A 14,393-nucleotide genomic window follows, 5' to 3' on the forward strand; every position below is an offset into this window, starting at 1 on the left:
CGTCTAGGTCCGTCCCGCGAACGGCGAGAAATCGGTGTCGGCGTCGAACACGTCGACGCCTTCGCGCCGCTTGAGCCAGCCGACCACCCCATAGGTCAGCGGCGTCAGCACCACTTCCCAGCCGACTTTCAGCGCCCAGTTGGTGGCGAGCACCGTCAGCACCTGCCCGGTCGGCCACACCCCGAGGAACGCGAGCGGGTAGAAGATCGCGCTGTCGACCGCCTGCCCGACCACGGTCGACCCGATCGTGCGGGTCCACAACGCCTTGCCACCGGTCCACAGCTTCATACGGGCGAGGACATAGGCGTTGACGAACTCGCCGGCCCAGAAGGCGACGATCGAGGCGAAGACGATGCGTGGCACCTGGCCGAACACGCTTTCATAGGCACCCTGCCCGGTCCAGCCGGCCGCCGGCGGCATCGCCACGACGGCGGCGGCCATGAACGCCATGAACAGCAGCGCGGCGAAACCGACCCAGATGGCGCGGCGCGCCTGCGCATAGCCATAGACTTCGGTCAGCACGTCGCCCAACACATAGGAGACGGGAAAGAACAGGATGCCCGCGCCGAACACGAACGGCGTGCCGGCGATGTCGATCGCCGCGACCTTGCCCGCGCCGATGACGTTGGAGAGCAGCAGGATCGCGACGAATGCCGCCATCACTATGTCGAAGTGGCGGAAGCCGCCCTGTCCCGTCCTGCTCGTGTCGATCCGTTCCGTCATGCCGTCCCCCCCGTCCCCGCATGCCGGACGTTATGATAGCGGTTCCGCTCCGCCGCAATGCACGCTAACGGGAGGGCGGGCACCCGTAGCTCAGCTGGATAGAGCAAGGAGCTTCTACCTCCTTGGTCGGGGGTTCGAATCCCTCCGGGTGCGCCAATCCATGCCGTTCGGCGCGCAGCCGCGATCGTCGTTGCTGCCATGCACCGATCGCCGCGCTGCAATCCTCGGCCCAGCGCGCGGCATCATGCTCGCCAATCGCCTCGACGATCGCCTCGACGAGACGGGCCTCCAGCATGCGCAGTGGGTGGCGATCGGCGAGCAGCGCAGTGCGGTCCAGCGTGCGTCCTGCCACCTGTATGCTGCCGGTCGCGCGAATCACCGAGATCGCGTGGATCGCATCGCTCGCGATCCGGTGGCGGCCGATGGGCAGCGCCAGCATCGACCATCGCATTGCCGGGGTCAGCCCCAGCGGGATGGCGACGTCGCGCGGCGCGGTGTCGCGGTGGACCCGGTCGAGGTCGTCGAGCGTCGTGCAGCAGATAGCCCCGGCCGGCGCGGGAAACCGGTCGCCGGCGGCAAGGAACAGGCGGGCGACCGTCATCGGCGCTGGCCGGCCGATGCGACAGGGTCGACCCGCGATCGTTGTTGCGTTCCGGTCATCCCGATCATTCTCCGCTACGGTTCCGATCGCCGTATCGCTGCGGTTCTTAATGCCGGGACACCAGGACAATCTACAGTTAAATCAATGCACTAATGGAGTGAAACCAGTATCGTACCGGATCTTTCCCACCCCGAAAAGAACATGCCGCCCCAGTGGGGCGGCATGTCGGGTGCAGAAGCGATCGGGTCAGTTGTTGGCGCTGGTACGGATCGTACCGTTGACCCCACTCGGGAAGAAACCGCCGGAGGTTTGCAGCGAGCGGTTGAGGTACACGATGTTCAACACCTGCGCCGGGGTGCGGCTGAACGCGATCCCGCTCGAATCGGTGGGGACGAGGTTGGATACCGCGCTGGTGCCGCTGCCGGTCGGGCGGATGCCCTGATCGAGATCGGTGCTGCCGTCGAGGCTGTCACGCGCGTTGGAGATTGCCTCGACCTGACCGATCAGGTCGAGGTTGGGGGAGTTGATCCCCTTGCGATACAGCACGGTACGGACGAGGCCAGCGTGATAGGCTTCGGCGGCATGGATGCCGGCGGCGGCTTCGAGGAAGGTCTTGTTGTTGATGAAGCTGACCGCCCCCTTGTACGCGGTGACGCCGACATCCTCGAAGATGAACGCGCCGAGCAGGAACGCCTCGTCGCTGCCATAGACGTTGAACGCTTCTCCGGCACCGATCAGCCCGGCGGCGCGCGCCGCGTTGGAGAAGGCGCTGGTCGCGGTCACGCCGATGTCGATCGCCGGCTGGGCCACCGCCGCCGACCCCAGCGCCGCGCGCAGGAAGTTGACGTGGGCGACTTCGTCGGCGGCGATCTCACGGGCATAGCGCGCGACGAGCGGGTCGGTGAAGTTGACCCGCGCGCCGCCCGTCACCGCACCCTGCGTGCCGGTGCCGCTCAGGCTGCTGTTGGGCAGCCCCGCGCCGGTCGCGGCGAACGAATAGAATTGCGCTTCGAGATATTCGAGGTTCAGCGCAAAGTTCAGCACGTCGGCATCGCTGATCGCGCTGGTGGCGGTGGGCGTCGGCGTGGGGGTCGGTGCCGGGGCGACATAGCCGCTGCCCTTGTCGTCGCACGCGGCGAGCAGCGACGCACCGGCGGTGGCGACTGCCGCGCCCCCGGCATAGCGCATGAACTGGCGCCGGGCGGCGCGACGTTCGTCGCACGCTTCGAGCACTTCGAGAATCGGATCCTGGATGGTCATGGGAATCTCCGTGTCGCTCTTCGGCGTTAGTTGGCGGCGCTGGTGCGGATGGTGCCGTTGACACCGTTCGGGAAGAACCCGCCGCCGTTCGTCTGGGCCCGGTTGAGGTAGACGATGTTCAGCACCTGGCCGGCCGAGCGGCTGTAGGCGATGCCGTTGGTGTCGAGCGGCACGATGTTGGTCGCGGTCGCATTGCTCGACAGCGGGCTGAGCCCCTGATCGAGATCGGTGCTGCCGTCGAGGCTGTCGCGCGCGTCCGAAATCTTGTCGGTCGCCTCGATCAACATCGCCGACGGGGTCGCGATACCCTTGGCATACAGCGTCGTGCGCACGATCGCGGCATGATATGCCTCGACTGCGAGGATGCCGGCGGCGGCTTCGAGGAAGGTCTTGTTGGTCAATAGCGGTGCCGCGCCCTTGTAGGCGGTGACGCCGACGTCCTCGAAGATATAAGCGCCGAGCAGGAACGTCTCGTCGCTGGCATAAGGGTCGAAGGTAGCACCGGCGGCGATCAGCCCGGCGGCGCGGGCGGCGTTGGAGAAGGCGCTGGTCGGGGTCGCGCTGATGTCGATCGCCGGCTGGGCGACGGCGGCGGTGCCGAGCGCGGTGCGCAGGAATTCGACATGGGCGCGCTCGTCCTGCGCGATCTCCCGCGCATATTGACCGACCAAGGGATCGGAGAACGACACCTGCCGTCCGCCCGTCACCGCACCCTGCGTGCCGGTGCCGCTCAGGATCGAGGTCGGCAGACCGGTGCCGAACGCCGCATAATAATAGAATTGCGCTTCGAGATATTCGAGGTTCAGGGCGAAATTGAGCACATCGGCATCACTTGGCGCGGTCTGCGCCTCGGCGATTCCCGATTGGCTGGCGAGGACCGCAGCCCCGCCGACAGCGGCGGCACCGCCCATCAGACGGAAGAAATCGCGTCGTTCTTCGCGTCGTTTTGCCCGGGCGTCGAACGCTTCGGCAACAAGCATCTGATCGGCCATCCGTATTCTCCCTGATTATCCTTTTGCGCTTCAACCATCAGCTTCGATGGACCGGCCCGTTCGGATCCACCGGGGTACGGTTCCGTACCGGGTGCATCCGCCGCGTTGATCGCGACGAAACTTACGGGCAATTGTTTTGCGTAAGGAAGTTTCGGGTGAAGATAGACAGTTCGGGCGATACCGCGTCTTATCTGCCAACAACAGACAACCGACTGGTCGGTGGACTGAACGCGACCGCGCGTCGTCGGTTGGCGATGGCGGCCAGCCGCATCAAACTGGAACCGGGCGACGTGGTGATGCGCGCCGGCGATCCCATCGACCGGCTGATCTTTCCAGAGAGCGCGCCGGTGATGCTGTCAGTGTCGACCGGCGGATCGTCGCAGGACATCGGCATCGTCGGGCGCGACGGGGTGATCGGCTGGACCCGCCTGCTGGGCGAGCATCCGGCGCCGTTCACTGCGACGATCCGCATCCAGGGCGGCACGGCGATCGTCGTTCCCGCCGCCGCGATGATCGACGCGGCGGCCGACGACAGCGCGGTGGTGACCGCGGTACTGGCCTTTGCCCAGCGGTTTTCGATGCAGACCGCGCGCACCCTCGCCTCGGCGCTGCGCGACGCGCCCGAGCGGCGGATCGCCCGGCTGCTGCTGATGATCGAGGACCGGATCGATGGCGACACCATGGCCGTCACCCATGCCGCGATCGCGACCACGCTGAACCTGCGCCGGGCGACCGTGACCGATTGCCTGCACGTCCTTGAGGGCGAGCATCTGGTGCGCTGTTCGCGCGGGCGGATCGTGCTGCGCGACCGCCCCGGTCTGGAGGGGCGCGCCGGGCTGGCCTATGTCGCGGCCGACGGGCTGGGCTAAGCGTTCGTCTGAAAACCGGTGCCGGCCCGCTCCCCCTCCCGGCATCGCCTCGAAACTCGCGGTTGCGCGAGTTTTTGAGGACAATCCGCGTTACAGCGCGATCATCGTCCCTGTCGCCACGATTGGCCCGGCGGGTGCGGCGTGCGGCATGCCGGCGGCCTGTTCCATGCTGATCGCCAGCGTCGCCGGTCCGGCCGTCTCGCCGCGCAGCGCCGCCGGCAGCCGGATGGCGAGCATCCCGTCGTGACCGATCGGCCCCAGCGATTGCGGCGCACCGCCGGCCGGGATGATCCATAATTCGGGCAGCAGCTCCTGACGCGGCAGGTCGTGCATCCGCACGCGCACCTCGCCGCTGCGCCGTTCGATCCCGACCGCGAGCAGCGGCTTGCCCTGTGGATCGGACAGTTGCGCGACCGCCAGCAGCGGCACGACCGGCACCGCGACCGGCGGCGGCGCGACCGGGCGCAACAGCAGGACCGCGAGGGTGGCGGCGACCGCGCCCAGCGCCGCGCTGGTCCAGCGCCACTGGCGAACCCGCCGTTGCAACCGCATGACCGGATCGTCGAGTTGCGCCGCGATCCGCCGCCACACCGCGTCGGGCGGCGCGATGGGCGCGATTTCGGCGAACAGCGGCGACAGCCGTTCGTCCCAACGCGCCACGGCATCGGCAAACCCCGGATCGTTGGCGGCGCGCAGGCGTACCGCGTCGCCATCCGCACCGTCGATCAACCGCAGCGCGGCCTCGGCGGCGGTCAGGTCATCGTCCTCACGGGCGGCGGCATCAGGCATCGTCGAGACATTCCCGCAGGCGGAGCAGGCTACGGCGGATCCAGCTCTTCATCGTCCCGATCGGCACCCGGTGCCGGTCGGCCAGTTCGCCATAGCTGTAGCCGTCGAAAAAAGCAGCCCGGATGCAAATCGCATGGCCGCCATCCAGCTTGGCGATACAGGCGAGCATCCGGTCCTGTTCCTGCCGCTGTTCGATGACCACGTCGGCCAGCGGCGATTCGTCGGGCACGATGTCGGGCAATTCGCCGTCGGCGACCGGTTGCCGCTGCGCCGAGCGCAGCCGGTCGATCGCGGTGTTGCGCGCAATGCTGCATAGCCAGGTGATCGGGCTGGCGCGGACCGAATCGAACCGGTCGGCGTGGTGCCACACCTTCAGATACACGTCCTGCAACACCTCTTCGGCCAGTGCCGGGTCCTTCAGCACGCGCAGGCATACCGCGAACAGCTTGGCGGAGGTGCGGTCATAGACCAGCCGCATCGCCACCGAATCGCCGGTTCCCAACTGCCCGATCGCCATCGCCAGCCGGGCGCGCTCCATGTCCCTGACGCTCACGCTACCCGATCCGTCATCATTCCCCCCTGCTGGCCGGTCATGCCGGCGTATCCGCCCCGTTTCGGTTTCCACAAACGCCGGATGACGATCGTCCGCAAGCGGTCGCGATGCCGAAGATCGGTACGTTTCGGACCGAATGCACCCGTAGATCGGGCGCGCGGGTGGCGGATTTCGCTCATCCCGGTCGCCGGGCGGTACGCAGATCGATGCCAAGGCGCTGAACCTTGTAGTAGAAAGTCTTGCGCGGAATCCCCAGCCGGTCGATCGCCGCGCCGATCTCGCCGCCGGTCGCGGCGATCGCCGACAGGATCGCGTCGCGTTCGAACGCCGCCAGCCGATCGGGCAAGGGCAGCGTGTCCGACGGGTCGGCGGCATCGCCCGCCACGTCGTCCAGCCCGAGCACGAACCGGTCGGCGAAATGGGCGAGTTCGCGCACATTGCCCGGCCAGTCGTGCCGCGCCAGCAGGTCGCGGGCTTCATGGGTCAGCGGCGGTACGGCGCGCCGCAACCGCCCGGCCGAGGCATCGACCAAATGCGCGAACAGCAGCGGCACATCCTCACGCCGTTCGCGCAAGGGCGGCATGCGCAGCCGTACCGCGGCAAGGCGATAGAGCAGCGCCGGGGCGACCGCATCGGCCGCGCGCCGGGCTTCCTCGGCGGCGGTGGCGATGACCCGGACGTCGACCGGCACCGGATCGCGCGAACCGCGAATGGCGCGATCCTCGACCAACTGGGTCAGGCGCGCCTGGAGCGGCCGCGATGCCTGATCTATATCGTCGAGGAACAACGTGCCGCGATGCGCGCCGATCGCGCCGCGATCACCGACGCTGGCGAACAATTCGCTGTCGATCAGCGCATCGGGCAAGGCGGCACAGGCGACCGCGATGAAACGATGCCGCGCCCGCCTGCCCGCGCGGTGGATGAGGCGGGCGAGCAATTCCTTGCCGGTCCCGGTCTCGCCTTCGATCAGCAGGTCGATGTCGGCATTGGCGAGCGCCGGGATCATCTCGCGCAGCCGGGCGACGGCGGGCGAATTGCCAACCAGCGCGACCTGTTCGGCGCTGGCCGCCTGCGCGCGGAGTCGCCGATTGTCGAGCGCCAGCGAGCGTGCCGCCATCGCCCGCGTGGCGGCGGCGATCAGCGCGTCGGGATCGAACGGCTTGGACAGGAAATCCCACGCGCCGCGCCGGATCGCATCGACCGCCATCGCCACATCGGCATGGCCGGTGACGAGCACGACCGGCAGCGTCGCATCGCGTTCGTTGAGAATATGGAACAGCTCGATCCCCGACATATGCGGCATGCGGACGTCGGTGACGACGATGCCGTCGAAATCGGCGTCGATCGCGAGCAGCGCGGGCGGCGCGGCGGGAAAGGTCATGACGTCGAACCCGGCGAGCGTCAGCAACTGCGCGGTGGAAATGCGCAGATCCTCGTCATCCTCGACCAGCGCGACCTTCCCTGCGCTCATGGCACGCGCCGCAACGTCAGCTCGAACGTTGCCCCCCGGTCCGAGGGCAGCAGGCGCAGCGATCCGCCCAGATCGGTCATGATGTCCTGCGCGATGACGAGGCCGAGGCCAAGACCGCTCGGCCGGCTGGTGGCGAACGGCGTGAACAGCCGGTCGGCGATCGCCGGATCGATGCCGGGGCCGTTGTCGGCGATAGTGAGCGACACGCATTGCTCCTCGCTGCGCAGCGTCAGGGTGATCGCCGGATCGTCGCGGCCGTCGAGCGCCTCGGTCGCGTTCTGCAACAGGTTGACCAGCACCTGTTCGAGCCGGACGCGCCCGGCGATCACCAGCAGGTCGCCGGGCACGGCTACACCATGGAACGTCACCCGCGACAGCCGTTCCTTCAGGATCAGCAGCGCGCCGTCGACCACATCGGCGAGCACGACCGGGCCGATCGTCCCGCTGCCCTTGCGCGCGAAACCGCGCAGTTCCGCCGTCACCGACCCGATGCGATCGGTCAGCCGGGCGATGGTGCCGAGATTGCCGTCGACCGCCGCGAGGTCGCCGCGTGCCAGCAACTGGCGGGCGGCGGCGGCGTAGTTGCGGATCGCGGCGACCGGCTGCGCGGTTTCGTGCGCGACGCTGGCGGTGATCTGCCCCAGCGCCGCCAGCCGGTTCGCCTGCCGCAATCCCTCGCGCAGGTCGGCGGCGCGGCTTTCGGCGGCGATGCGGTCCTCGATCTCGGCGCGCAGCAGGCGGGTACGATCGGCGACCGCCGCCTCCAACTCGCTGGTGCGCAGGCGGCGGCGGCGTGCCCGTTCGCGCAGCGTCCAGCCGAGGCCGGCGAGCGCCAGCGTGACGAGCGCGGCGGCAAGCTCCGCGCCGCGCACGACGCCAGCGATCGTACGGGGCGGCGCCATCGCCAGATGCACCTGCCAGCCGGCATCGTCGGGCCGGGTCGTCACCAGTTCATAGGCGGTGGTCGAGCGCGGCAGGCGCAGCGTGTCGCCCTGCCGCACGAACGGCGGTGGCCCCAGCGCCTGCGCGCCGGTATCGGCGCGGACGGCGGCGGCGACCGCCGGCGCGATCGGCCGCGTCGTCGTGAAACGCCATGCCGGGCGGCTGGCGATCAGCACCACCCCCGCCGCATCGGTAACGAAGGTGATGCCGCCCGCCGCGTGCCATTCACGCTCGATCCGGTCGAACTCCAGCTTGACGACGACCACCCCGCCCTCGCGCGTGCGCCGGCTGAGGTACAGGCCGGCGCGGTGGCTGACGGTGCCGAGTGCGAACTGGGTGGCGGCACCGTCGCGCAGCGCGTCGCGGTAATAACGGCGGAAGCTATAGTCCTTGCCGACGAAACTCTGCGGATCGTCCCAGTTGCTCGCCGCGACGGCGAAGCCGGTCGGGTCGGTCACATAGATCACCGAGGCGCCCGTCGTCCGCGCCAGCCCCGCCAGCTTAGTGTTCAGCGCGCGCTGCGCATCGGGCACGCCGCGCACCGCGCCGACCACGTCGCGGTCGTCGGCCAGCGCCAGCGGCATCAGGCGGAACCGCGCGATCTCGCTGGCGAGCAGCACCTGTCGCAGTCGCGCGTCGGCAGTCATCCCGGCGACCATGTCGCTGCGCGCGCGCCGTTCGACCACCCGCCCGACCAGCAGCGCCACCGCGACCCCGAGCAACAGCGCCGCGAGGGTCCAGCCGGTCCACGGACGCGATGGCTTCGTCATGGAGTCGGTATAGGTCGCACGCCGCACCTGTGCAACAATTTGCACATCGCACCGTCCGATGTGGCAGAAAACTGCATGCCGACACGCCACATCTTGAACCATAGCATTGGTATTGAATGATATTTTATTTGCGATTGCGTTTAGGACAAGCCGGGTTGCAGCAAACTATCGTGCCTCCATCGCGCCAAGCCCCGTCGCAGAACGGCAAAGCGCAGTTCAGAGGATGAAAGGCACCCGCATGATGATTGCCCCCACCGCCAGCCACCCGCCGGTCCCGCCCGTCGCGAAGCCATGGTATCGCCACCTGTATATCCAGGTGCTGGTCGCCATCGTCGCGGGCGTGTTGCTCGGGCACTTCTACCCGTCGACCGGCGAGGCGCTGAAACCGATCGGCGATGCCTTCATCAAGCTGGTGAAGATGATTATCGCGCCGGTCATCTTCCTGACGATCGTCACCGGCATTGCGGGCATGCGCGACCTCGCCAGCGTCGGCCGGGTGGCGGGCAAGGCCTTCGCCTATTTCCTCACCTTCTCGACGCTGGCGCTGGTCGTCGGCATGATCGTCGGCAACGTGGTCCAGCCGGGTGCCGGGCTCAACATCGATCCGACGACGCTCGATACGTCGAAGGTCAGCGAATATGCCGCCAAGGCGCATGATTCGACGATCACCGGCTTCCTGACCGGGATCATCCCCGACACCTTCATCTCGGCGCTGACCGAGGGCAACATCCTCCAGACGCTGTTCGTCGCGATCCTGTTCGGCATCGGCCTCGCCATGATCGGCGACAAGGGCGAGCGCGTGCTCGACGCGCTCAACGACATCTCGATCGCCTTCTTCAAGGTCGTCGCGATCGTCATGAAGGCGGCACCGCTCGGAGCGTTCGGCGCAATGGCGTTCACCATCGGCAAATACGGCATCGGCACGCTGTTCAGCCTCGCCGCGCTGGTCGGCACCTTCTACCTCACCGCCTTCCTGTTCGTGACGGTGGTCCTCGGCCTCGTCGCCCGGGCCTGCGGCTTTTCGATCTTCAAGCTGATCTCGTATCTGAAGGCCGAACTGCTGCTGGTGCTCGGCACCTCGTCGTCGGAAAGCGCGCTGCCGTCGCTGATCGAGAAGATGGAACGCGCCGGCATCCCGAAGTCGATCGTCGGTCTGGTCGTTCCCACCGGCTATTCGTTCAACCTCGACGGCACCAACATCTATATGACGCTGGCGGCGCTGTTCATCGCCCAGGCATGCAACGTCGACCTGACGATCGGCCAGCAGATCCTGCTGCTCGCGGTCGCCATGCTGTCGTCGAAGGGTGCGGCGGGCGTCACCGGCGCGGGCTTCATCACGCTGGCCGCGACGCTCTCGATCGTGCCCACCGTGCCGGTGGCCGGCATGGCGCTGATCCTCGGCGTCGACCGCTTCATGAGCGAGTGCCGCAGCCTGACCAACTTCATCGGCAACGCGGTCGCCACCGTCGTCGTCGCCAAGTGGGAAGGCAAGCTCGACAAGCATCAGTTCGACGAGGCGCTGGCCGGGCGCAGCCTGCGCGTCGACCAGATGCCCGAAGGCGCCGTTCCGGCTGAGTAACCATCCTTTAAGCGATCGGCCGGAGGGAAGACCCCGGCCGGTGGCATGTTCCGCCCCGCGAGGCACCGGAGAGGTATCGATGACCATGTTCCTGCGGCTCTGCCGCACCACCACCGCCCTGACGATCCCGGCCATCGCCCTCGTCGCCGCAACGTCCGCCGCTGCGCAGACCGCTCCGCAAGCCTCGCCCGTCCGCACCCAGGTCGCCGTCGTGGCGCAGACCGGTTCGGACAACCGCAACTCGCCGTCCGCAATGCGCGGTCCGGTGGCCGACAAGGGGACGGCCCGCCCGGTGGCGCAGGAATATCCCGCCACCGGCGTCGGCGACGGCGTGACCGCCGGCGGCTACAACCAGTCGCGCTGGGCCGAGGACTGGAGCAAGTATCGCGATCCCAAGAAGCGCGACGACATCCTCGATCGGCTGAAATACATCCCGATCGTCGGCGACGACGTCTATCTGACGCTGTCTGGCGAGTTCCGCGCCCGCGTCAACCTGACCACCAATCCCAATCTGCGCGACCGCGAAGCGCAGCGGCAGGACATCTTCCGCGTCGTCGGCGGTGCCGACCTGCATATCGGCGAGCATGTCCGCCTGTACGGCGAGCTGGCGCATGCCGGCATGTCGGGCCGCAATCTGGGGGCGAAGGCCGGACAGTTGCACAACGACCTCGTCGTGCAGCAGAGCTTCGCCGACGTGACCGGGACGATCGGCGGCGTCGACGTCGGCGTGCGCTATGGCCGGCAGACCTTCGCCGATGGTCCCAACCTGATGGTCGTGCCGCGCGACAACAACACCATCTTCTTCGTCTACAACGGCGTGCGCGCCTGGGCGAAGGGCGACAGGGTTCGCGGCGACGTGTTCGATTTCAAGACGACCCGGCTGGGCGTCGGCGGCACGCGCGACGACATCGTCGACGACAATCGCCGTTTCTCGGGCGGCACCGCCGGCTTCGTCCTGCCCAAGACCTTGTTCGGCGGATCGAACCTGTTCTTCGATCCCTTCGTCTGGCGGCTGCGCAACAGCGCAGCGGTATGGGGCGGCCGCACCGCCGAGGAAGTGCGCAAATTCTACGGCCTGCACCTCTATGGCGATGCCGGTCCGGTCAACCTCGACTGGACGATCAACCATCAGGGCGGCGAGTTCAACGACCGGCCGATCTCGGCTTGGCTGATCCTGCTGCAACAGACGTACAAGATCGGCAAGGCCAAGACCGCGCCGCGCGTCGGCTTCCACTTCGATTATGCGAGCGGCGGCAATTCGTACAACGGCGGTACGCTCAAGACCTCGCTCGCGCCGTTCGGCAACAACATCTATTACAGCTACCAGCTCTATGCGACGCCGACCAACATGATCGCCTTCGCGCCGAGCGTGCAGGTCCAGCCGCACAGCAAATTGCGAGTCGCCGCCGAATATCAACTGTCGTGGCGCGACAGCCTGAACGATGCGGTCTACCGCGCCAACGGACAGGCGTTCGCCGGCACGCAACTGGGCAATGCGCGCAAGATCGCCGATACCATCCGCCTTCAGGCGATCTACACCGTCAGCCCGCGGGTCAGCCTGACCGCGCGCTACGAGCATCTGATCGCCGGCCCGGCGCTGACCGATGCCAATTACCGCAGTTCCGACTTCGTGGCCGGCTGGGTCAGCTTCCGTTTCTGATCGCGACTCTCCTGACGCCCCGGTGCCCGTCACCGGGGCCTTTCCTTGCCTGTTTGAAACGAGTCCGCTTATGTCCCCCGCCCCCCACGCCGCCGCCCGTGCGCTGCTCGCCGACCCGCTGACCAACAAGGGCACCGCCTTTACCGAGGAGGAGCGCGACGCGCTCGGGCTGCACGGCCTGTTGCCGCCGCATGTCGGCACGCTCGACAGCCAGATCGAGCGGCGGCGGCGGGCGCTGGCGCGGATGGGCGATGATTTCCAGCGCTATGCGTTCCTGCGCGAGTTGCAGGATTCGAACGAGATCCTGTTCCACGCACTGGTCCAGCGCGACCTGCCGGCGATGCTGCCGCTGGTCTATACCCCGACCGTCGGCGAGGGGTGTGAGCGGTTCAGCGAAATCTGGCGGCGCCCTCGGGGCCTGTTCCTGTCATGGCCCAACCGTCACCGCATCGCCGACATGCTCGCCGATCCGGCGCTCGACCGGGTGAAGGTGATCGTGGTGAGCGACGGCGAGCGTATCCTCGGCCTTGGCGATCAGGGTGCCGGCGGCATGGGCATCCCGATCGGCAAGCTGGCGCTCTATACCGCCTGCGCCGGCATCCATCCGGCCGAGGTGCTGCCGATCCTGCTCGATGTAGGCACCGACAATGCCGCGCGGCGCGACGACCCGCTCTATGTCGGCTGGCGCAACCCGCGCATCCGGGGCGCGGAATATGACGCCTTCGTCGAGGATTTCGTGGGTGCGGTCGCCGCGCGCTTTCCCGGCGTGCTGTTGCAGTGGGAGGATTTCGCCGGGCACAATGCGTACCGGCTGCTCGATCGCTACCGCGACCGCTTGCTGAGCTTCAACGACGATATTCAGGGCACGGCGGCGACCGCCGTCGGCACGCTGCTGGCGGCGATCGGGCGGACCGGGGTGCCCTTGGCCGAGCAGCGGGTGGTGCTGTTCGGCGCAGGCGCGGCGGGCAGCGGCATCGCCGAAATGCTGGTGCGAGCGCTGGTCGGCGACGGGCTGGACGAGGAGGCAGCTCGGGCGCGGATCTGGGCGGTCGATCGCGACGGGCTGATCCTGTCCGATATGGACGGCTTGAGCGGACCCCAAGCGGCGCTGGCGCGCGACCCGGCCGACTGCGCCGGCTGGACCCGCACTTCGCTGGGGGCCATCGATCTGTTCGATACCGTTGCCAACGTCCGTCCGACCGTGCTGATCGGCGCATCGGGCCAGCATGGCGCGTTCGGCGAAGGCGTGGTGCGGACCATGGCGCAGCAGGTCGCGCAACCGGTGATCTTTCCGCTGTCCAACCCGGTATCGCGCGCCGAGGCGCATCCGTCCGACCTCTTGCGCTGGAGCGCGGGCCGTGCGCTGGTCGGCACCGGCAGCCCGTTCGGCATCGCCGGGGTCACGCAGGTCAACAACGTCTATATCTTTCCCGGCGTTGGCCTAGGCGCGTTGGCGGCGGGGGCGCGGTCGATCACCGATGGCATGTTCATGGCCGCCGCGCGGGCATTGGGCGGCATGGGCAGCGACGACACGCTGCTGCCGCCGATCGAACGGTTGCGCGACGTGGCGCTCGACATCGCCGAGGTCGTCGCGGCGCAGGCGGTCGCCGACGGGGTGGCGACGACTCCCGACACCGTCGATCGGGCCGCGATTGCGCGGCGGATGTGGTCGCCCGCCTATTGATGTCTCGTTCCACGCGCCGGGAACCTTGCCCGGCGCAATGGCTTTGATGACGCACTGTCGTCATCGCCGGTTCACCTCCGACGGCACAGTATCGGCGTGAGAGGAACGAACATGAAGAAACTGTTGAACATTTTTGCCGGCATCGGGCTGATGCTGGCCGGGGCTACCGCCACCGTCTCCGCCACCCCCGGCGTGGCCGAGGCCCAGCCGCATCACGCGCGCGATGGCCGTCACGACCGGCGCGACGATCGCCGCTGGGACCGCGATCGCCGCAACGACCGGCGCTGGGATCGTGACCGGCGTGGGGATCGCCGCTGGCGGAACGACCGTCGCCGGACCGACTCGCGCTATCGCGGTGGCGAGCGGATCATCGACCCCCGCTCGCGCGAAGCGCGTGCGATGGGCGTCCAGTATCGTGGTCCCTGCCGCTATGTGATCCGCAACGGTCGCCGCGTCTGCGGCTGATCGTACCGGACCTTTCGACGAACACCGGGGCGATC

The 14,393-nt window shown here is 68.0% G+C and carries 13 protein-coding genes and 1 tRNA gene; 7 read left to right on the forward strand and 7 right to left on the reverse strand.

Translation table 11 applies throughout. The features are described from left to right. Positions 1 to 3: 3 nt before the first annotated feature. Complete coding sequence (locus tag ASE78_RS11510; RefSeq protein ID WP_056497210.1) at positions 4 to 723, reverse strand: queuosine precursor transporter; 720 nt, start codon at positions 721 to 723, stop codon at positions 4 to 6. Between the two features lie 79 nt (positions 724 to 802). Between ASE78_RS11510 and ASE78_RS11515 the strand changes: the two genes are divergently transcribed. After that, positions 803 to 879 (forward strand) — tRNA-Arg (locus ASE78_RS11515). A gap of 4 nt (positions 880 to 883) precedes the next feature. Then, positions 884 to 1,477 (forward strand): hypothetical protein, encoded by a 594-nt coding sequence (locus tag ASE78_RS18745; RefSeq protein WP_156351479.1) that lies wholly within the window; start codon positions 884 to 886, stop codon positions 1,475 to 1,477. Between the two features lie 93 nt (positions 1,478 to 1,570). On the opposite strand, the gene ASE78_RS11520 is transcribed toward ASE78_RS18745, so the two are convergent. Both ASE78_RS11520 and ASE78_RS11525 read right to left on the reverse strand, forming a co-directional pair. Next, entirely contained in the window at positions 1,571 to 2,584 is a 1,014-nt protein-coding gene (locus ASE78_RS11520) for a ferritin-like domain-containing protein (RefSeq protein ID WP_056497213.1), read from the reverse strand. A gap of 26 nt (positions 2,585 to 2,610) precedes the next feature. After that, positions 2,611 to 3,576, reverse strand: a complete 966-nt coding sequence (locus ASE78_RS11525) for a ferritin-like domain-containing protein (protein ID WP_055755453.1) — start codon at positions 3,574 to 3,576, stop codon at positions 2,611 to 2,613. A 155-nt stretch (positions 3,577 to 3,731) separates the two neighbouring features. Here ASE78_RS11525 and ASE78_RS11530 point away from each other — a divergent pair, with 155 nt between their 5' ends. Then, complete coding sequence (locus tag ASE78_RS11530) at positions 3,732 to 4,445, forward strand: Crp/Fnr family transcriptional regulator (protein ID WP_156348999.1); 714 nt, start codon at positions 3,732 to 3,734, stop codon at positions 4,443 to 4,445. A 90-nt stretch (positions 4,446 to 4,535) separates the two neighbouring features. On the opposite strand, the gene ASE78_RS11535 is transcribed toward ASE78_RS11530, so the two are convergent. The 4 genes from ASE78_RS11535 to ASE78_RS11550 all read right to left on the reverse strand — a co-directional run bounded on the left by ASE78_RS11535 (position 4,536) and on the right by ASE78_RS11550 (position 8,970). Beyond that, positions 4,536 to 5,234, reverse strand: coding sequence for an anti-sigma factor domain-containing protein (locus ASE78_RS11535; protein ID WP_056497216.1), 699 nt, complete (start codon positions 5,232 to 5,234; stop codon positions 4,536 to 4,538). Further along, positions 5,227 to 5,787, reverse strand: a complete 561-nt coding sequence (locus ASE78_RS11540; protein ID WP_230770789.1) for a sigma-70 family RNA polymerase sigma factor — start codon at positions 5,785 to 5,787, stop codon at positions 5,227 to 5,229. The genes ASE78_RS11535 and ASE78_RS11540 overlap by 8 nt, the downstream gene beginning before the upstream one ends. A 175-nt stretch (positions 5,788 to 5,962) precedes the next feature. Further along, on the reverse strand, positions 5,963 to 7,258 hold the full coding sequence (locus ASE78_RS11545) for a sigma-54-dependent transcriptional regulator (RefSeq protein WP_056497222.1): 1,296 nt from the start codon (positions 7,256 to 7,258) through the stop codon (positions 5,963 to 5,965). Beyond that, positions 7,255 to 8,970: a sensor histidine kinase gene (locus tag ASE78_RS11550; protein WP_056497319.1), complete on the reverse strand. Its 1,716-nt coding sequence runs from the start codon at positions 8,968 to 8,970 to the stop codon at positions 7,255 to 7,257. The genes ASE78_RS11545 and ASE78_RS11550 overlap by 4 nt, the downstream gene beginning before the upstream one ends. A 238-nt stretch (positions 8,971 to 9,208) precedes the next feature. Between ASE78_RS11550 and ASE78_RS11555 the strand changes: the two genes are divergently transcribed. The 4 genes from ASE78_RS11555 (at position 9,209) to ASE78_RS11570 (ending at position 14,358) form a co-directional block, all read left to right on the forward strand. Beyond that, the gene (locus ASE78_RS11555; protein ID WP_055755448.1) at positions 9,209 to 10,549 is read left to right on the forward strand and encodes a dicarboxylate/amino acid:cation symporter; all 1,341 of its coding nucleotides are present in this window, start codon (positions 9,209 to 9,211) and stop codon (positions 10,547 to 10,549) included. 79 nt (positions 10,550 to 10,628) lie between these two features. Further along, complete coding sequence (locus ASE78_RS11560) at positions 10,629 to 12,209, forward strand: alginate export family protein (protein ID WP_055755447.1); 1,581 nt, start codon at positions 10,629 to 10,631, stop codon at positions 12,207 to 12,209. A gap of 70 nt (positions 12,210 to 12,279) precedes the next feature. Then, positions 12,280 to 13,893 (forward strand): NAD-dependent malic enzyme, encoded by a 1,614-nt coding sequence (locus tag ASE78_RS11565; RefSeq protein ID WP_056497225.1) that lies wholly within the window; start codon positions 12,280 to 12,282, stop codon positions 13,891 to 13,893. A 111-nt stretch (positions 13,894 to 14,004) separates the two neighbouring features. Continuing rightward, a complete protein-coding gene (locus tag ASE78_RS11570) occupies positions 14,005 to 14,358 on the forward strand; it encodes a hypothetical protein (protein ID WP_056497228.1) in 354 nt (117 codons plus the stop codon). The last annotated feature ends 35 nt before the right edge of the window (positions 14,359 to 14,393 follow it).

Source organism: Sphingomonas sp. Leaf25, assembly GCF_001421635.1.
GTDB lineage: Bacteria > Pseudomonadota > Alphaproteobacteria > Sphingomonadales > Sphingomonadaceae > Sphingomonas.